The sequence below is a fragment of the Microbacterium xanthum genome, from assembly GCF_034531355.1.
In the GTDB taxonomy this organism is placed as follows: domain Bacteria; phylum Actinomycetota; class Actinomycetes; order Actinomycetales; family Microbacteriaceae; genus Microbacterium; species Microbacterium xanthum.
The window spans coordinates 178,902-196,166 of the sequence record NZ_JAWHUE010000003.1 but is presented as its reverse complement, the minus strand read 5'-3'; the positions used below and the strand labels follow the sequence as shown (position 1 = coordinate 196,166).

17 protein-coding genes and 1 riboswitch are annotated in these 17,265 nt (G+C 68.9%); of the genes, 10 read left to right on the top strand and 7 right to left on the bottom strand.

Translation table 11 applies throughout. The annotated features are described in order from the left end of the window. Nucleotides 1-6: 6 nt before the first annotated feature. From RZO50_RS10990 to RZO50_RS10980, 3 genes are all read right to left on the bottom strand, one after another. Nucleotides 7-939: a nucleoside hydrolase gene (locus RZO50_RS10990; RefSeq protein WP_322599772.1), complete on the bottom strand. Its 933-nt coding sequence runs from the start codon at nucleotides 937-939 to the stop codon at nucleotides 7-9. A 64-nt stretch (nucleotides 940-1,003) separates the two neighbouring features. Then, nucleotides 1,004-1,969 (bottom strand): squalene cyclase, encoded by a 966-nt coding sequence (locus RZO50_RS10985; RefSeq protein ID WP_322599771.1) that lies wholly within the window; start codon nucleotides 1,967-1,969, stop codon nucleotides 1,004-1,006. Between the two features lie 105 nt (nucleotides 1,970-2,074). After that, entirely contained in the window at nucleotides 2,075-4,999 is a 2,925-nt protein-coding gene (locus tag RZO50_RS10980; RefSeq protein WP_322599770.1) for an amidase, read from the bottom strand. A 222-nt stretch (nucleotides 5,000-5,221) separates the two neighbouring features. Between RZO50_RS10980 and RZO50_RS10975 the strand changes: the two genes are divergently transcribed. Together RZO50_RS10975 and RZO50_RS10970 are read left to right on the top strand one after the other, a co-directional pair. After that, complete coding sequence (locus RZO50_RS10975; RefSeq protein WP_322599769.1) at nucleotides 5,222-5,884, top strand: HAD family hydrolase; 663 nt, start codon at nucleotides 5,222-5,224, stop codon at nucleotides 5,882-5,884. Between the two features lie 92 nt (nucleotides 5,885-5,976). After that, a complete protein-coding gene (locus tag RZO50_RS10970; protein WP_322600024.1) occupies nucleotides 5,977-6,246 on the top strand; it encodes a biopolymer transporter Tol in 270 nt (89 codons plus the stop codon). A gap of 18 nt (nucleotides 6,247-6,264) precedes the next feature. Here RZO50_RS10970 and RZO50_RS10965 read toward each other — a convergent pair whose 3' ends face one another. After that, the gene (locus tag RZO50_RS10965; protein ID WP_322599768.1) at nucleotides 6,265-6,774 is read right to left on the bottom strand and encodes a P-loop NTPase family protein; all 510 of its coding nucleotides are present in this window, start codon (nucleotides 6,772-6,774) and stop codon (nucleotides 6,265-6,267) included. A gap of 172 nt (nucleotides 6,775-6,946) precedes the next feature. Between RZO50_RS10965 and RZO50_RS10960 the strand changes: the two genes are divergently transcribed. The 4 genes from RZO50_RS10960 to RZO50_RS10945 all read left to right on the top strand — a co-directional run bounded on the left by RZO50_RS10960 (nucleotide 6,947) and on the right by RZO50_RS10945 (nucleotide 10,878). Continuing rightward, a complete protein-coding gene (locus RZO50_RS10960; RefSeq protein ID WP_322599767.1) occupies nucleotides 6,947-7,945 on the top strand; it encodes an ABC transporter substrate-binding protein in 999 nt (332 codons plus the stop codon). 92 nt (nucleotides 7,946-8,037) lie between these two features. After that, a complete protein-coding gene (locus RZO50_RS10955; RefSeq protein WP_322599766.1) occupies nucleotides 8,038-9,081 on the top strand; it encodes an ABC transporter permease in 1,044 nt (347 codons plus the stop codon). Next, nucleotides 9,071-10,117: an iron chelate uptake ABC transporter family permease subunit gene (locus tag RZO50_RS10950; protein ID WP_322599765.1), complete on the top strand. Its 1,047-nt coding sequence runs from the start codon at nucleotides 9,071-9,073 to the stop codon at nucleotides 10,115-10,117. The genes RZO50_RS10955 and RZO50_RS10950 overlap by 11 nt, the downstream gene beginning before the upstream one ends. Next, the gene (locus RZO50_RS10945; protein ID WP_322599764.1) at nucleotides 10,114-10,878 is read left to right on the top strand and encodes an iron ABC transporter ATP-binding protein; all 765 of its coding nucleotides are present in this window, start codon (nucleotides 10,114-10,116) and stop codon (nucleotides 10,876-10,878) included. Before RZO50_RS10950 ends, RZO50_RS10945 begins: the two co-directional genes overlap by 4 nt. A 28-nt stretch (nucleotides 10,879-10,906) precedes the next feature. On the opposite strand, the gene RZO50_RS10940 is transcribed toward RZO50_RS10945, so the two are convergent. Then, on the bottom strand, nucleotides 10,907-11,734 hold the full coding sequence (locus tag RZO50_RS10940) for a formate/nitrite transporter family protein (protein WP_322599763.1): 828 nt from the start codon (nucleotides 11,732-11,734) through the stop codon (nucleotides 10,907-10,909). Between the two features lie 439 nt (nucleotides 11,735-12,173). Here RZO50_RS10940 and RZO50_RS10935 point away from each other — a divergent pair, with 439 nt between their 5' ends. The 4 genes from RZO50_RS10935 (at nucleotide 12,174) to RZO50_RS10920 (ending at nucleotide 15,800) form a co-directional block, all read left to right on the top strand. Then, nucleotides 12,174-12,596, top strand: coding sequence for a hypothetical protein (locus RZO50_RS10935; protein ID WP_322599762.1), 423 nt, complete (start codon nucleotides 12,174-12,176; stop codon nucleotides 12,594-12,596). Between the two features lie 45 nt (nucleotides 12,597-12,641). Continuing rightward, nucleotides 12,642-12,733, top strand: a riboswitch (TPP riboswitch). Next, nucleotides 12,725-13,567, top strand: a complete 843-nt coding sequence (gene thiM / locus RZO50_RS10930) for a hydroxyethylthiazole kinase (protein ID WP_322599761.1) — start codon at nucleotides 12,725-12,727, stop codon at nucleotides 13,565-13,567. (Overlaps the previous riboswitch by 9 nt.) Then, nucleotides 13,564-14,241 carry a thiamine phosphate synthase gene (gene thiE, locus RZO50_RS10925; protein ID WP_322599760.1) on the top strand — a complete coding sequence of 226 codons (678 nt, stop codon included), beginning with the start codon at nucleotides 13,564-13,566 and terminating at the stop codon, nucleotides 14,239-14,241. The genes thiM and thiE overlap by 4 nt, the downstream gene beginning before the upstream one ends. Further along, complete coding sequence (locus RZO50_RS10920; protein WP_322599759.1) at nucleotides 14,238-15,800, top strand: bifunctional hydroxymethylpyrimidine kinase/phosphomethylpyrimidine kinase; 1,563 nt, start codon at nucleotides 14,238-14,240, stop codon at nucleotides 15,798-15,800. Before thiE ends, RZO50_RS10920 begins: the two co-directional genes overlap by 4 nt. Here the strand turns inward: RZO50_RS10920 and RZO50_RS10915 are convergent, their stop codons facing one another. Together RZO50_RS10915 and RZO50_RS10910 are read right to left on the bottom strand one after the other, a co-directional pair. Continuing rightward, complete coding sequence (locus RZO50_RS10915; RefSeq protein WP_322599758.1) at nucleotides 15,801-16,388, bottom strand: hypothetical protein; 588 nt, start codon at nucleotides 16,386-16,388, stop codon at nucleotides 15,801-15,803. Beyond that, nucleotides 16,388-17,221, bottom strand: coding sequence for an inositol monophosphatase family protein (locus tag RZO50_RS10910; RefSeq protein ID WP_322599757.1), 834 nt, complete (start codon nucleotides 17,219-17,221; stop codon nucleotides 16,388-16,390). Before RZO50_RS10910 ends, RZO50_RS10915 begins: the two co-directional genes overlap by 1 nt. Nucleotides 17,222-17,265: the final 44 nt, after the last annotated feature.

Below are 17,265 nucleotides of genomic sequence, written 5' to 3'. Positions count from 1 at the left end.
CTATGGTCACGACAGGGCCCGCATCATGGTGGCGAAGAACAGGTCCTGATCGATCTCCTCGATCACCCGTGCATTCGGTTCACGCCCCGACCGGCGGACGGCATCGACCATCAGGTAGCCCTGCGTGAGACCGGGCGTGGTCTCGACGTCGACGAAGTAGTCGGTCGCACGCGTGACGATGGCCGGCTCGACGGCGATCGCCGCCGCAATCGAATCCGGATGCGTGCTGCCGCGGACGCCGTGGGTCTTCTCGACGTACTCGACGCTCGCGCGGTTCGCCTTCGCGAAGAATCGGGACTGAGGCGTGTCGAGCTCGTCGATGATGCGGAGCTGCTCGGGGCTGAGGCGCCCCTGCGCCATGACGAGATCCCATGTCACCAGCGTCACCGGGAAGCCCGCCGCGAGAACGATCTTCGCCGCTTCCGGATCGTGCCAGAAGTTCGCCTCCGCCGCGGCGGTGATGTTCCCGAGGCCGTTGTTCGTGCCGCCCATGATGTAGAGGTGCTTCACCTTCCCGGCGATCGACCGGTCGGCGACCACCGCACACGCGAGGTTCGTCAGCGGGGCTTGGGCGATGATGGTCAGCTCACCGGGGTTGTCGTTGATCATCCGGAGGAGCGCCGTGACGGCGTTCTCCGCCTCGGGGCGCTGAGTGGCCTTCGGGAAGCCGGCGCCGCCGAACCCGTCCACGCCATGGACGTACGAGGAGTCGTCGAACGGCGCGATCATCGGCAGTCGGCAGCCTTCGTACACCGGGACATGGTGATCGAGATCCGCCACCTCGATCGTGTACAGCGCGTTCTCGACCATCTGATCGAAGTCGACGTTGCCGTAGTTGATCGTGACCGCCTCGACGGTGGCGTTCGGGTGACGCAATCCGATCAGGAGAGCGAACGCGTCGTCCTGGGCGGTGTCGGTGTCGTGGATGAGCCGCAGCATGAGCGCGACGCTACTGCGCGACCGTTTCGCCGTTGTTTCCCGGCCGCTCGGCGCTCGATGAGGCCTACCCCGCGTCCCACCATTCCAGCACCCGCGTACCGATGAGGGTGAGCCAGCGAGAGGGTTCGCCCTCGGAGACGTCGAGGTCGACCCACGTGCGCCCGGCCAGTGGGGTGCCCTGCCGCCACGTACCGTCGGGCTGGCGCGCGGCGCGCACGACCTCGACCGCGTCGGACAGGCGTGGGTCAGGTGGCGTGCCATCGTGCAGCGCCGCGCTGCGGAAGTGGTCCAGCGCCGCAAGCACGGTGTAGTGCCAACGGTTCGGGTAGACCATCCGGGTAGCGAAATCGCCGACGACCTCACCTGTCGACGCGCGGAACAGGAGGCGCCGCGAGAGCAGATACTCCTCGCCGCCGTGGCGCGCGTCGTCCAGAGACACGTCACCGGTCAGGCGCTGATACTCGAGGATGCCGACGAGGGCGTTGAGTGTCGAGTGGAACGACGACCGGGTCGAGTCTCCCTCCTCCGCCTCGCAGTTCCACCCGCCGTCGCCGAGCCGGTGATCGCGAAACCACCTCGCCAGGCCCGTCATATCGACATCCAGCCACGCGCCGGAAGCCAACGTGAACCCGTTGATGCACACATCGACCTCACCGCCCCAGTACGGGAGATCGTCGTAGTCCCAGCGGCTGTTCCGCCGGATCAGCTCGGGGGTGTCGCCCAGGCGTTTCGCGGGAACGCCGAACTCGCGCAGGTCCTTCAGCGCCCATGTCGTCGCCACATACGGCTGTCCCGGCTCGTCACGCTCGGCGCTGTCGAAGTACCCCTTCGGGAAGTACGACCCGCCTGCCCACTGCCCGTCGGCATCCTGCTTCGACAGCAGCAGTGCACCCCATCCCTCGTCGGGCACCCGCGCCCGCGTCGCCCGCCACGTCTCCGGCGGTGCGTGCGCGACGTCGCGCTCGACCTGCCAGCGCAACGCCGGATCGGAATCGAGCATCCAGTCGAGCGTGCGCTGATCGGTCATCATGGCTCGCACCGTAGTCCCGCTCGGGGTCGGCGGAAAGAGGGCAGAAGGATCGGGACGACGAAAGGGCCCGAGGTCGAAGCCCCGGGCCCTCTCGTGTGCGATGCGTCAGGCGCGACGTGCTCGGCGCGCGATGAGCAGCACCAGGCCACCCGTCCCGAGCAGTCCGGCGGCGATCGGGATCAGCCACGCACCGTCGTAGCCGGTGTTCGCCAGGCCCGCGGCCGAGCCCGTGGCCGTCACCTCGAGGTCGGCGAACACGCTCGCGTCACTCGTGCGCACCTCGATCTCGTGCGAACCCGGTTCGGTGTCGGACGGAATCGTCACCGTGACGCTGAGCGACGCGCCATCGGCCACCGCCGCGGTCAGCTGAATCGGGTCGGAGTGCAACCAGATCTCCACCGACTCGCCCGCCTCGAGGCCGGTCGCCTCGACGGTGATCTCTCCGCCGGCCTGAACGGAGCTCGCCGACAGCGACAGGTCGAGCTCGGTGGTCGGCTCGTCGGGGTCGGTCGGCTCCGTCGGATCCGGTGTGGGGGTGGGGTCCGGCGTCGGGGTCGGGGTCGGCGTCGGCGTCGGCGTGGGCGTCGGCTGCGGCGAGCCGTCGTAGGCCAGCGCCGGAGCGGTGGTCACGAGCTGCTGACCCTGTGCCTGCTGCTCGAGGGCGTAGCCCATGCCCAGCACCTCGGCGTCGGACCACGGGGTCCCCATCAGCTGCATGGCGATCGAGTAGCCGTGACCGTTGGTCCCGACCGGAACGACGACGGTCGGCAGACCCGCGTTCGAGGTCAGCACACCCGTCGAACGGTCGGCGCTGTGCTGAGTCGAGTTGCCGTCGTTGTTGTACATGTCGCTGAGGAACCCGGCGTACACGATCACATCGACGTCCGACGCGGCCATCCAATCCGTGATGCGCTGCTTGTACTCATCACGGTAGGCCAGCCACGCGTCGACCTCTTCCTCGGTCATCCGCTCGTCGTCACGCTCGCGCTGGTTGTACGGCAGCACGCGCGGGTCGGCGCGCAGTTCGTTGCCGTCGGCGAACGGGAACAGGCCGTTCTGCTCTTCGATGTAGCGCGCCCAGCCCTCTGCCGTGCGGCTGCCGCCGACCGAGTCCGGACGGCTCGGTGCCTCGCCCATTTCGACCATGGTCGCACCGGCGGCCTCGAGCTGCGAGAACTGCGCCATCACCGCGGCGCCGGTGTCGTCATCGGAGTACGACGAGACGAACGAGTCCGGCAGGTAGCCGATACGCGCGCCCTGCAGGGCGTCGGCCGACAGCGAAGCCGTCCAGTCCTCGGGACGGTGTTCGTCGGCCTCGGCCGTGAGCTCGTCCATCGGGTCGGTCCCTGTCGTGGCGTTCAGCAGGTACGCGAGGTCGGTCACGGTGCGCGCGATCGGGCCGGCGTAGTCCTGGCCCCACGACAACGGGATGACCCCGGCGACGCTCGCCATGCCGTCGGTGCCACGGAAAGTCGTCAGGCTCGATCCCACGGTCGGCGCATAGAGCGAGACGCCGGTCTGGGTGCCGAGGGAGCCGGCGGCGAGGCTCGCCGCGACCGACACCGCAGAACCGCCCGACGATCCGAAGGAGGTCTTGGACGGGTACAGGGCGTTCCACACCTGACCCCAGCCGCTCTCGCTCCGGCTGCCGGAGGAGGCGAACTCGGACAGATTGGCCTTTCCGATGATGATCGCGCCCGCCTCGCGCAACAGTGCGACCTGGGTTGCGTCGTGGTCGGGCTGGTAGCCCTCGAGCGCCAGCGTTCCGCCGGTGGTGGGCATGTCGTACGTGTCGAAGAGGTCCTTCACGGCGATCGGAATGCCCAACAGCTCACCGGTGGCGCCCTCCGCGCGCAGCGCATCGGCCGCGCGCGCCTGCTCGAGCGCGTCGTCGGCGACGGTGATGTACGAGTTGTAGCCGAACTGCCCCGCGTCGTACACGCGGATGCGGTCCAGGTACGCCTGCACGATCTGCTCCGACGTCACCGCACCCGACTCCATGTCGGCCTGCAGTTCGGCGATGGTCTTGTTGACCACGTCGTACGACGAGCTCGTGGTCGGCGCCGTCGACGCGGGCGTTGCCGGGATCGGCAGCGTGACCGGCTCCGCGCACTCGGGAGCGCCGTCGATCGTGGTGAGATCCCAGTTGGTGATCGAGCAGATCTCGTCGGCGGTCAGGCCTTCGAGATCCGGCGACGCGGCGAGCTCGGCGAGGGTCGCGCTGAGCGAATCCTGCGAGCCTTCCGCGTCGTCGCCCACGGCGATGAATCGCGCCAACGACTGCGTTTCACCGGGGGCGATCGTCAGCGTGTTGATGTACCCGTTGTAATTGGCCTCGTGCCCTGTCGTGGCCATCGGCGTCTCGAACGGGTCACGCTCCTGGTTTCCGGTTCCGACCATGGCGCCGTCGAAAGGCGCCGGAGAGCCGAGGGCGACGCCGATCGGGCGCACATCGGTCTCGGTTGTCGCGGACAGCGTCCACGAGTCTTCAGGTGTGACCGCGGCGTCACCGGAGGAGGTGAGGCGGATGAGGCTCTGCTCTTCCTCGGTGCCGTAGCCGAGGGCGCCGCCGAAGCTGACATCGACCGTGATCGGGGCATCGGTGGTGTTCGTGAACGTGTCGAAATAGCGCGCCGTGCTGTCGGCGACGTCGACGGAGATGTCACGCGTGATGGCGACGCCGCCCAGAGCGACCGACGCGGTGGTCTCGTACTCGCTCGTACCGTCGAACGTGAGACCGAACCCGCGCATCATCTCGCCGTTGAAGCGCGGCTCCGGGGAGGTGGACACCTGGACGAAGATGTTGCCGAATCCGTCGACCTCGGAGTCGCTGACCGCGCGGAGGCTGCCCGTGTCGAGCCCCGGGGGTGCCGCGTCGTGCACCTGCCATTCGGCTTCGTTGGCGGTGGTGACGGTCGTCACCGCGCTGGCACCGAGGGCCGGTGCGACGCATCCTGCGGTGACCACTGCGGCGATCGCCGATGCGCCGAACAGGCGCACGTGTTTCTTCCGGCGTTGGGGCTCGTTCATTGACACTCTCCAGTTGTGCGGGGGAGCGGCCGATCGGCCGCGATTCCCGAAGCTAGGGAGCCCATGTTTCGCAGCTGTTTCCAAAGGAATGCGCAGTATTTACGCAACTGAGTGCAAGAACGGGGTGGGGAGGCATCCCGCCCGCGGCGCAAGCCCCCTCGGCGGTGCCGGACGAGCTGTCAGGCTGGCCGCACTCGCCGCATCCAACCCCAAAGGACCGCTATGGCCGACACCGCGATCTTCGACGTCGACGGCACCCTCGTCGACACCAACTACCAGCACGCCCTGGCCTGGTATCGGGCGTTCCGACGCCACGACATCACCCCGGCGGTGTGGCGCATCCACCGTGCGCTGGGGATGGGGGGAGACCACCTCGTCACCGCGATCGCCGGTGAAGACGTCGAGGCGGAGCAAGGCGATGCGCTGCGGGCGGCATGGACCGAGGAGTTCGAACCCATGCTGGAGGAGATCCAGCCCTTCGACGGTGCCCGAGACCTGATCGAGGACGTCGCCTCCCGAGGCTTTCGTCTTGTGCTGGCCAGCTCCGGGCAGAAGGCGCACGTCGAGCACTTCCTCGACCTCATCGGCGGACGAGACGTCGCCGACGCGTGGACCACCGCCGACGACGTCGACGCGACCAAGCCCGACCCCGACCTCGTCGGTGTCGCGCTCGAGAAGGTCGACGGGTCGTCCGGGGTGATGATCGGAGACTCGGTGTGGGACGCGGTCGCCGCGGGCAAGCTCGACGTGCCGACCATCGCGGTGCGCACCGGGGGTTTTTCGGAGGAGGAGCTGCGTAACGCGGGCGCCTTCCGCGTGTACGACTCGCTGCGTGAACTCCGCGACAACCTCGACGGCGGACCGCTCGCGCGTGTGACCCGCTGACGTCCGTGAGTGTCGACGACGCCCGTCGCGAGGGGTCCCGTCGCGGTGACGCGGATCGGGGTGACGCGGTCGACGACGCACGGTGGGTCGTCATGGCCGGACGGCGATGGCGGCGCACGGACCCCTCGCTGCCCGACGATGTCGTCCGAGCCCTCACCTCGCACCTGGGCCGCGGGCGGTCAGGAGTGCGCATCGCCAAGCGATCGGGCGACACCGCCGCGCTCGCCGTTGCGCGACGGCGGGTGGACCTCGCCAAACACGGCCTCGGAGAACGCGGCCCGCGGTGGTGGGAGGCGGCCGAGAACGAGCGCCTCGAACGCGCGCGAGAAGCATTGACCGCCCTCGACGAGCTCGACCGATAGCGATCCCCGAGAGCCGGGTCAGGCGGGGGAGCGCGGGGGCTCTGGGTCGTCCCCCGACGGGCCGGCCTCGTCGGTCGATGCGGCGCCGTCGACGGACGGGTCGTCCCCTGAATGCGACGCGTCGGCAGCGCGCTCGTCTCCTGCCGGGGGCGTCGGCAGCGCGATGCCACCGAGCAGAATCGATCCCGATGCCTCCGGGGATGAGAGCGGGTTCCGCCGACCGGGTTCTTCGCCCGCTTCCTGCTCGACATGACCGACGTCGGTCGGTGGGTCGCGACGGATCGCACCGGCTTCGACGACCGCGCGGAGGAACATCGCGCCGTGCGTGGCGACGGCGTCGACGACGAGCCCCGCCGCGGTGAAGGTCAGCCCCGACACGATGTACACGCCGGCGCCGCGCATCCCCTCGATATCGTCGCTCAGGCTCGCCGACACCGTCGCGGTGAGCGCGACCACGGTGATGCCGATCCCCGCGGCGAGCAGCGTACGCGTCAGGGTGCCGACGCGGGATCCTCTCCGTGTGTCCACAGCGGCAGGCTAACCCGCCCGGGGCGGGTGTGGCACCGCAGTGGTCGATGGAGCCGCGATGGTCCTGCTACGGTCTACTTAGGGTTACCAAACCTAACCACCCCAACCGCTGCGGTTCGCGCCGCCGAATCGGTGCGGGGGAGACCTGTTTCACTTCACCGGAGGCACTCACATGTTCCGTGCACGCCCCGCCGCGACGCTGTCCCTCGTCGCCGCGTCCGCACTTCTCCTCGCCGGCTGCGCCGGCTCGACCGAGCCCGAGGCGGTCGAGGCCGCCGCGTCCAGCGACGATTACTACCCCGTCACGGTGACCGATATGGCCGGCAACGACGTCACGATCGAAAGCGCGGACGCGGTCGGCATCACCGACAACCGCTTCTTCGGCATCGCCGAGGCCTGGGACCTGCCCATCGTGGTGGCCCCCCGCGCCCTCATGAGCACCGAGAACGCGATGAAGACCGACGAGGAGATCCTCGACACCGGGTTCCACGGCGAGCCCGACCTCGAGCAGTTCGTCGCCGCCGATCCGGACCTGATCATCAACGGATACCGTTACGGCGGCGAGACCGGCCCGGCCGTCCAGGAGGTCGCACCCGACGCCGCCTTCGTGAGCATGGACGCCGCCGAGGAGCTCACCGCCGACGAATACGTCGTGCAGAGCGTGACCCTCATGGGTGAGGTCTTCAACAAGCAGGATGAGGCGGCCGCCCTCATAGAGGAGTTCGAGACCGCCATCGACGACGCATCGGCCGCGTACGACCCGTCGGAGACGGTGATGGGGCTCATCACCTCCGGCGGTGAGATCAACTACTCCAACCCGACCGACGGTCGCGGGGCGAGCATCTTCTTCGACCTCGTCGGGCTGACCCCGGCGCTCGACACCGAGGGCTCCAGCGAGCACACCGGCGACAGTGTGTCGCTCGAGGCGCTCGCCGAGGCCAACGCCGACTACTTCCTCGTCCTCGACCGCGACGCCGCCGTGTCCGAGGAGGGCGAAGAGGCGACGCCTGCGCTGGAGCTGATCAACAGCTCGGCGGCGCTCTCGACCGTGCCGGCCGTGCAAGACCAGGCCATCTACGTCATGCCCGCCGACTACTACCTCACCGAGGACGTCTACGCGTACATCACCGTGCTCGACGGCATGACCGAGATGTTCTCGGCCGGTTCGTAAGCGCGATCCCCACTGCGGCCCATGCCGCCACCGTTGCCTGACAACCGTGGCGGCATGGGCGTGTCCCCTCGGGAGAACTCCACCCCCCACCGATGACTTCCACCCCACCCGCACCGCGCATCACCCTCGTCGATGCGCTGTCGCACACCGCTGACGCGCGTCGTCACGCGCGTCAGTCGCGCTGGCGACGCACATGGCCGCTGCTGATCGCGATCGTGCTCACGATCGGGCTGGTGATCGTGTCGATCTTCACCGGCGTCGCCGACATCACCGACATGGAAGGCCGTGGGCACGAGTTCCTCTGGATCACCCGCATCCCCCGCACGGTCGCCCTGGTGCTCGCGGGGGCGAGCATGGCCATGGCGGGCCTGGTGATGCAGCTGATGACCCAGAACCGGTTCGTGGAGCCCACCACGGTCGGCACCACGGAGTGGGCGGGCCTCGGGCTCCTCCTGACCTACATCTTCCTGCCGGGATCGGGCCTGTTCGCCAAGATCATCGTCGCGATCGTCTTCGCCTTCGCCGGAACGCTGGTGTTCTTCGCCTTCCTGCGCCGGGTCACCCTCAAGTCCTCGCTCATCGTGCCGATCATCGGGATCATGCTCGGCGCGGTGGTGGGTGCGGTCTCGACCTTCCTCGCGCTGGAATTCAACCTTCTGCAGACGCTCGGCGGCTGGTTCATGGGGCGCTTCACCGGAATCGAGGTGGGACGCTACGAGCCGCTGTGGATCGTGCTCTTCGTCGCGATCGCAGTCGTCATCGTCGCCGACCGCTTCACCGTCGCCGGCCTCGGCAAGGACATCGCCACCAACGTGGGCCTCAACTACGAACGGGTGGTGCTGCTCGGTGTCGCCCTCGTCGCCCTCACCACCGGCACCGTCACCGTCATCGTCGGCGCCCTGCCGTTTCTCGGCCTCATCGTGCCGAACCTCGTCTCGGTGATCCGAGGCGATGACCTCCGCTCCAACCTCCCGTGGGTCTTCCTCACGGGCATCTGGATCGTCACGGTCTGCGACCTCATCGGTCGGACGATCATCATGCCCTTCGAGGTGCCGATCTCGCTGGTCCTCGGTGTCGTCGGAGCCGTCGTCTTCATCGCGATGCTGCTGCGAACCCGGAGGAGCAATGTCCGCTGACACCTCCGCGCGCGTGACGCGCGCCACCGGCGGCGCGCGTCACGTCGGTCCGTACTCCTCGGCGAAGCATCGGCGTCGCTATGTCGTGACCCTCGTCGCGCTCGCGGCGGCGTCGGTCGCGCTGGTCATCCTCATGATGACGTGGGGCAACCACTACGAGGTCTTCAGCGAGCGGTGGTGGCGCATCACCGATCTCCGCAGCTCAGCCATCATCGTCATCGCCGTGGTCACGCTGTGTCAGTCCCTGGCGACCATCGCGTTCCAGACGGCGACCAACAACCGCATCATCACCCCGTCGATCATGGGGTTCGAGTCGCTGTACGTGCTGGTGCAGACATCCATCGTCTTCTTCTTCGGCATCACCGGCATGGAGGGCTTCCCGCCCCTGGTGCGCTTCCTCGCCCAGGCCGCCCTCATGGTGCTCTTCGCCGTGCTGCTGTACTCGTGGCTGCTGTCGGGACGCTTCGGCAACCTCCACGTGATGCTGCTGGTCGGCATCATCCTCGGCACGGGCATGGGCGCGCTGTCGACCTTCCTGCAGCAGATGCTCGACCCCAACGAGTTCGACGTGCTCGCCGCGCGCCTGTTCGGCAACATCGGCAACGCCGACACCGACTTCCTGTGGATCGTCATTCCGATCTGCGCGGCGGCCGCGGCCGGCATCTGGACGATGTCGCGCCGACTCAACGTGATCTCCCTCGGGTCGGACATCAGCGCCAACCTCGGCCTGACGCACAAGCGCCAGGTCATGATCATCCTCACCCTTGTGTCGGTGCTCATGGCGATGAGCACGTCGCTCGTGGGGCCGATGACCTTCCTCGGCTTCCTCGTAGCGACCTTCGCCTACTCGCTCACCGACACCTACGATCACCGCCGCATGTTCCCGGTGGCGTGGCTGACGGGATTCGTGGTGCTCGGCGGGGCGTATTTCGTGCTGCGACACGTGCTGAAGATGGTCGACACCGTCACCGTGATCGTCGAGCTCGTCGGCGGCCTCGTCTTCCTGTTCGTCATCCTCCGAAAGGGGCGACTGTGATCCGCTTGACCGACGTCACCAAGACGTACAGCGCCGACGTGCGCATCGGGCCCGTATCGGCTGAGATCCCGGCCGGCGGCATCATCGCGCTGGTCGGCCCGAACGGCGCGGGCAAGTCGACCGTGCTGACCATGATGGGTCGCCTGCTCGAGCCCGATACGGGATCGATCGAGATCGGCGGTCTCGATGTGCACACCACCCCGTCGAAGAAGATCGCCCGTACCGTGTCGATCCTGCGCCAGGAGAACCACTTCGTCACCCGCCTCACGGTCCGCCAGCTGGTCAGCTTCGGTCGCTACCCGTACAGCGGCGGACGTCTCACACAGCACGACGAGGACAAGATCTCCGAAGCCGTCGACTTTCTCGACCTCACCGACCTCGAGCAGCGATTCCTCGACGAACTCTCCGGCGGACAGCGTCAACGCGCGTACGTCGCGATGGTGCTCGCACAAGACACCGACTATCTGCTGCTCGATGAGCCGTTGAACAACCTCGACGCGCAGCATTCGGTGCAGATGATGCAACTGCTGCGGCGTGCCGCCGACGAGCTCGGACGCACCATCGTCATCGTGCTGCACGACATCAACTTCGCCGCCGCCTACAGCGATCGCATCATCGCCATGGAGGACGGGCGGATCGCCGTGCACGGCACCCCGGACGAGATCATCCGAGACGACGTCCTCACGCGCATCTTCAAGACACCCGTCACGGTGCTCCCGGGGCCCACCGGGCCCATCGCGGCATACCACCGCACCGCCTGACGAGCCCTCACCGGAGAGGCGGGCGCCGTCACCCGAGATTCCGGCGCCGGAGCTTGAAGAGCTCGCCCTCACGCACGATGCGCAGCACCGTCACCAGCAACAGGCCGCCGAGCAGGTTCAGCCCGAGGACCGGGAGGAACCACAGCAGCCAGTCGAGATAGGTGATGTCGGCACCGCTGAGGATGGCGCCGAACGCGAACAGGGAGTCCAGGATCGAGTGGAACAACTGGAACCCTGCCAGCAGAAACCCGCCCGCGACGGCGGCGACGATCTTGGCCGGCTCCGAGTCGGTGCCCTCCTGCATGCGCGTCATGAGGGTGATGACCGCGCCACCCAACAGAGCAAGCGTCACAAAGCGCCAGTCCAGCGGAGCATCCAGGAAGTGGTGCGCGGTTTCATCGAGCACCCCGTGCCACTCCGGAAAAGCGAGCACGATGAGGCCCATGATCAGCCACCCGCCCGCGAGATTGGCCACGAGCGTTCCCGCCCACAGTCGCACAAGTTGGATCACCGTGCCCTCTCGGGCGATCAGCGCAGCGATCGGCATCAGGAAGTTCTCGGTGAACAGTTCGCTGTGCGCCATCAGCAACGCGATCAGGCCGACGCTGAAGGCGAGCCCCGCCAGCAGGTGATCGCCGGTCGCGTGAAGAACCCCGATGTAGGCAAGCACGCCGACCCCGACCTCGACGCCGCCGAGGAATCCCGTGACCAGCGTCGCACGCAGGGTGCGGTGCAGCCGTTCCGCGCCCTCGCCGACGACATCCTCGAACTCCAGCTCGAGCTCTTCCTCGACCGGTCCGGCATTGTCGCCGTCGCGCCGGCGCTCGTCGGCATGGCGTTCGTGGTCATCTCGCATCTGTTCATCCTGGCGGGTCGAGTCGACCGTGAGGCGGGCCTTGACCTGCCGGATGCGCCGTGTTTGCGGTCTGGGCGAGCGATAAGAATCGAGCTTCTGATGGAGAGGGAAAGAAACCGCTCTCAAATCGTTACAGACTTTGTCAAGGGCATAGGTTGCGCGGTCGCCGTGATGCACAGTAGGGGAACCGCACAAACAAGGGGGTCTCATATGACGACAGACGAAAGCACCCACGTGGCCGAGGCTGCGTCGGAGAGCGAAGACAACACCTTCGGTCGCTGGCTTCACGTCATCAACCACGGGGCCAAGTAAGCGTCCACCGCTTACGTGCTGAGGACCCTCCCGACCGGCTCCCCCGGATCGGGAGGGTTCTTCATGTTGGGGAGGAACCCCGCGGGTCGGTGTGCCAGGGTGGAGAGCACCGCTCGGAAGGGGAACCGTGCCGCGCACACGCCGGCGCCTCGCGCCGCTCGCCCTCATCGTGGCCGTGTCCTCGGCACTCGCCGCGTGCACGGGAGGCTCCGCGGTCTACTCCGACCTCATGGCCGCACCGAGTGACGCCGATGGGATCCCGGAATTCGTCGACGACCCCGACGCGCTGATCGAGGTCGAGACGGCCCGATATGTCGCGACCGACCTCGGCAACGACCTCTGGGTCGCCGAGGGCACCGAGCCCGACACGGTTTGCGTCCTTGCGGTGGACCCAGCCGAGCAGACATGGGTCGTCGGCTGCACGCTGTGGGGCTCACCGATGGGCATCGGCGCCCCGGGATCGGGGACCGGCTACATCCTCCGACCCGATTCGGGAACGGGCAACGACGGCGTCGCGGTCTCCGCCAACATCGTCCGCGGCCGGATGTGACGGACGGGTCCGCACGCGGCGAGACGCGGCGCCGCTAGGGTGGGGTGCAGTGACACGGGGTGCGCCGACGCGCTGAGAACACACCCGTCGAACCTGATCTAGTTCGTACTAGCGAAGGGATGTCGCGAATGACTGTTCGCACGTCTACGTCCGTATCCGCCCTCGACGGCGATCTCTCCGCGTTCGGGGGCGCGAGCGCCGACCTCCTGCACCACGTCCGCGCATCCGCACCCCTGGTGCAGTGCATCACCAACGCGGTGGTCACCGGCTTCACCGCCAATGTGCTGTTGGCCACCGGAGCCTCGCCCGCCATGTGCGACATCCCGGATGAGGCGGGGGTGCTCGCCGGCGTGGCCGGGGGACTCCTCGTCAATCTCGGCACGCCCACCGCCGAGCAGCGCCACGCCGCCCTCGAAGCGGTCGAGACGGCCGCCGGCACCGAGACGCCCTGGGTGCTCGACCCCGTCGCGGTGGGAATGCTGCCGGTGCGCACCGCTTTGGCCGTCCGTCTTCGCGATGCCTCACCGACGATCATTCGCGGCAACGCCAGTGAGATCCTCGCGCTCGCCGGCGCCGGCGGCGGTGGCAAGGGCGTCGACGCGATCGACTCCACCGAGGCCGCGGCCTACGTCGCCGCCGACCTCGCGACCCGCACGCGCGCCGTCGTCGCCGTGAGCGGCCCCGTCGACCTCATCACCGACGGCACTCGGACGGTGCGGGTCGCCAACGGGCACGAGTGGCTGACGAAGGTGACCGGAGGGGGATGCGCGCTCGGTGCGCTCATGGCCGCCTTCGCCTCGACGACCGACGACGCGCTGACCGCCGCGGTGGCCGCGACCCTCACCCACACCATCGCGGCCGAGGACGCCGCGGCCGCGAGCAAGGGCCCAGGTTCCTTCGCGGTCGCGCTGCTGGATGCGCTGCATGCGCTCACGCCTGGGCAGCTCGCGGAGCGGGCGCGCCTCTCATGACCACGGTGGCCGCCGTCGACCTCCGAACCTACGTCGTCACCGACGCCGTCCTCAGCGGTGACCGGGGCGTGCTGTCGGTGATCGCCGACGCGGTGCACGCGGGAGCGGGAATCATTCAGATCCGTGAGAAGAATGCCCCCACCGGCGAGCTGTTCGAGCTCGTGATGCGCGCGGCCGAGGTGACCGCCGGACGCTGCGCCCTCGTCGTCGACGATCGGGTGGACGTCTTCCTCGCCGCCCGCGCCGCCGGAGCGGCCGTGCACGGGGTGCACGTCGGGCAGTCGGATCTTCCCGTCGCGGCCGTCCGGCACCTCGTCGGGGACGTCAACCCCGACGGCACGCGCGCGCTGGTGGGGCTCACCGCGAACAGTCACGCGCATCTCGCGGCCGTCGCGGCCCTGCCCGTCGGCACGGTCGACTACCTGGGCGTCGGGGTCATCCGGGCCACGGCCACCAAGCCCGACCATCCCGCTCCGCTCGGCATCGAGGGGTTCGCCGCGCTCGCCGCCGCCGCGACCGTCCCGTGCGTGGCGATCGGCGGGATCGATGTGGACGACATCCCCGCGCTCCGCGATGCCGGCGCAGCGGGGGCGGCCGTCGTCTCCGCCATCTGCGCCGCCCCCGATCCGGCGGCCGCGACGCGGCGCTTCACGGCCGCGTGGAGCGCCGCATGATCCCCGCCGAGCGCTCGGTCCCGCGCGTCCTCAGCATCGCCGGAAGCGACCCGAGCGGCGGAGCCGGCATCCAGGCCGACCTCAAGTCCATCGCCGCCAACGGCGGGTACGGAATGGCGGCGATCACCGCGCTGACCGCTCAGAACACCCGCGGGGTGACCGGAGTGCATGTGCCACCGCCCGGGTTCCTTCGCGCGCAACTCGACGCGATCGCGGACGACATCGTCATCGACGCGGTCAAGATCGGCATGCTCGGCACCGTGGCGGTCATCGACGAGGTCGCCGCGTGGCTGGGGGAGCACCCGGTGCCGATCGTGGTCCTCGACCCGGTCATGATCGCCACGAGCGGTGACCGGCTGCTCGACGCCGACGCAGAGGACGCGCTTCGTCGCATGCTGCCACGCGCCGATGCGGTCACCCCGAACATTCCCGAACTGGCCGTGCTGGCCGGCGAGGAGCGGGCCGGCGACTGGGCCGGTGCGCTCGCGCAGGCCCAGCGGGTCGCCGCGCGCGACGGGGTCGTGGTCATCGTCAAGGGCGGGCATCTCCAGGCCGACGAGGCGCCGGACGCCGTCGTCACCGCCGACGGGGTGCTCGTGGACGTGGCGGGGGAGCGGATCGCCACCAGCTCCACCCATGGAACCGGATGCTCGCTGTCGAGCGCGCTGGCCACTCGGTTCGCCGCCACCGGCGACTGGGGAGTGGCGCTCCGCGAGAGCAAGCGGTGGTTGCAGGAGGCGATCGGCGCCGGAGCGGCGCTCGCTGTCGGGCAGGGGCACGGGCCGGTCGATCACTTCGCCGCGCTGCGCACGGTCGAGCCGACGCACGCTACGGCGTCTCCGAGGCTGCAGGTCGAACCGAGGGAGCCCGGATCGTGCGATGCCGGTTCGTGGGCCGCGGGCGACTTCACTGCCGCGGCGTGGGAGCGATCGCGTGGCATCCGCGACGCCATCGGCGACGTCTGGTTCGTCCGCGACCTGGCATCGGGCGATCTGCCGCCGGTGGCGTTCACGCACTACCTCGCACAGGACGCGCTGTACCTGCGCGACTACGCGCGCGTGCTCGCCCGGGCGAGTGCGCTCGCCCCGACCCGCCAGGCGCAGGCGTTCTGGGCCGACGCGGCCCACGGATCGCTCGTGGCCGAACTCGACCTGCACACCTCGTGGCTCGGTGGGGAACCCGATGTGCCGGCATCGGCGACGTGTCGGGCCTACCTCGACCACCTGGTCTCGTGCGCAGACCGGTACGACACCGTCGTGGCGGCGCTGCTGCCGTGCTTCTGGATCTACGTCGACCTCGGGACCCGGCTCGCGCCCCGCGCGACGACCGCGCATCCGTACCGCGACTGGCTGCTCACCTACGGTGCGCCGGAATTCGTCGCGTCGACGCGGACCGCCATCGGGCTCGTCGACGAGGTTGCTCGGACCGCGGATGCCGGGGCGCGAGCACGCATGGCGGCGGCGTTCGACGAGGCCGCGGCGTTCGAGTACGCCTTCTTCGCTCAGCGCGCCGGCGACAGCACCGTGCACCTCCCGCCGGCTGCCGTTCACGCGGGCTAGTCAGCTGCGAGGCCACTCCACGAGCACGAGGCTCTGCTTCGTGTCGGCGTACTTCACCCAGCCGTCGCCGAACAGATACGTCAGGCCGTAGCCCTCATCATCCGTCGCGACGGTCGTGTCGGCGCTCTCGGTGACGATCACGCCGCGGTCATCCGTTTCGCTGCGCCAGCCGGCGGCGACCAAGTCCGCCTGAGCGATGCCAGACTCCTCGCTCGTGATCGGCGCCCATCCGAACAACTGCACGTGATCGCTGGCGATCGTGAAATCACCCCACAGGCATTGAACGCCCTCGGCGATCTCGAGGCCGCCGACGCGGAACGAGTCCTCCTCGAACGACCATCCCTCCGCTTCGAACTCGGCGATCAGTGAATCCGGGATGATGCCCTCGCACGTCGGCACGCCGACCGAAACCGGCTCGGGATCCTTCGTCGGCTCGGATGTGACCGTCGGTGCGGGAGAGGTGGCGTTCGGAGACGGGAGGGCCTCTTCGGTGACGGCCGGCTCGGGTGCGGCGCTACAGGCCGCCAGGGCCAGGGTCGCGACGGTCAGTGCGGTGAGCAGGCCGGCGCGGGCGCGGGCAAGAGGCATCAGGGGGTCTCCGGGAGGCGGTCGTGGATGAGATCGAGGAACGGTCGGTGCAGGCGACCGTTGGTGGCCAGGGACGACAGGCTGTCGAGGTCCTCGCCGCCGTCGATGTCGGTGAACGTGCCGCCTGCTTCGCGGACGATCGGGATGAGCGCGGCGATGTCGTACCGCTTGACGTCGAACTCGGCGACGAATTCCAGTCGCCCCTCCGCGAGCAGCATGTACGGCCAGGCATCGCCGTATCCGCGGTCGCGCCAGGCCGCGCTCGTGACCCGTTCGAGGGCGTCGAGGCGGCCATAGTCGCGCCACTGGCCGATCGACTGGAAGCTGACGCTCGCCTCGGCGACGTCGTCGACATCCGACACCCGGATGCGGCGGTCGCCGGTGGTCGTGTTCGTCCAGGCGCCGTGGCCGGTCGCGGCCCACCACCGCCGCCCCAGCGCGGGCTGGGCCACGACGCCGACGCGGGGGACGCCGTCGACGGCCAGCGCGATGAGGGTCGACCACATCGGGATGCCCTTGAGGTAGTTCGCGGTGCCGTCGATCGGGTCGATGATCCACTGTCGCGAGCCATCGCCGGTGACGCCGAACTCCTCGCCGAAGACGTCGTCGTCGGGACGCTCCGCCGCGAGGATCTCGCGGATCGCCCGCTCGGTCGCCAAGTCGGCCTCGGTGACGTGCGAGCGGTCGGCCTTCAGCTGCACGTCCAGGTCGGCGGCGTCGAAGCGCGCCATCGTGACCGCATCCGCCGCGTCGGCGATCCGCAGTGCGAGCTCGAGGTCCATCGGGTCGGCGTCGGGGCGCGCGCCCCGCGTCGGCAGGTAGGGGGAAGGCATGATCACCAGGATAAGCGGCGAATGCCGCTGCCGATTTCGGATGT

Bases quoted from the DNA above. Each gene is read 5' to 3' on its own strand.
- RZO50_RS10990 (WP_322599772.1), bottom strand. From the start codon at position 939: ATGCTGCGGCTCATCCACGACACCGACACCGCCCAGGACGACGCGTTC.
- RZO50_RS10985 (WP_322599771.1), bottom strand. From the start codon at position 1,969: ATGATGACCGATCAGCGCACGCTCGACTGGATGCTCGATTCCGATCCG.
- RZO50_RS10980 (WP_322599770.1), bottom strand. From the start codon at position 4,999: ATGAACGAGCCCCAACGCCGGAAGAAACACGTGCGCCTGTTCGGCGCA.
- RZO50_RS10975 (WP_322599769.1), top strand. From the start codon at position 5,222: ATGGCCGACACCGCGATCTTCGACGTCGACGGCACCCTCGTCGACACC.
- RZO50_RS10970 (WP_322600024.1), top strand. From the start codon at position 5,977: ATGGCCGGACGGCGATGGCGGCGCACGGACCCCTCGCTGCCCGACGAT.
- RZO50_RS10960 (WP_322599767.1), top strand. From the start codon at position 6,947: ATGTTCCGTGCACGCCCCGCCGCGACGCTGTCCCTCGTCGCCGCGTCC.
- RZO50_RS10955 (WP_322599766.1), top strand. From the start codon at position 8,038: ATGACTTCCACCCCACCCGCACCGCGCATCACCCTCGTCGATGCGCTG.
- RZO50_RS10950 (WP_322599765.1), top strand. From the start codon at position 9,071: ATGTCCGCTGACACCTCCGCGCGCGTGACGCGCGCCACCGGCGGCGCG.
- RZO50_RS10940 (WP_322599763.1), bottom strand. From the start codon at position 11,734: ATGCGAGATGACCACGAACGCCATGCCGACGAGCGCCGGCGCGACGGC.
- thiM (WP_322599761.1), top strand. From the start codon at position 12,725: ATGACTGTTCGCACGTCTACGTCCGTATCCGCCCTCGACGGCGATCTC.
- thiE (WP_322599760.1), top strand. From the start codon at position 13,564: ATGACCACGGTGGCCGCCGTCGACCTCCGAACCTACGTCGTCACCGAC.
- RZO50_RS10920 (WP_322599759.1), top strand. From the start codon at position 14,238: ATGATCCCCGCCGAGCGCTCGGTCCCGCGCGTCCTCAGCATCGCCGGA.
- RZO50_RS10915 (WP_322599758.1), bottom strand. From the start codon at position 16,388: ATGCCTCTTGCCCGCGCCCGCGCCGGCCTGCTCACCGCACTGACCGTC.
- RZO50_RS10910 (WP_322599757.1), bottom strand. From the start codon at position 17,221: ATGCCTTCCCCCTACCTGCCGACGCGGGGCGCGCGCCCCGACGCCGAC.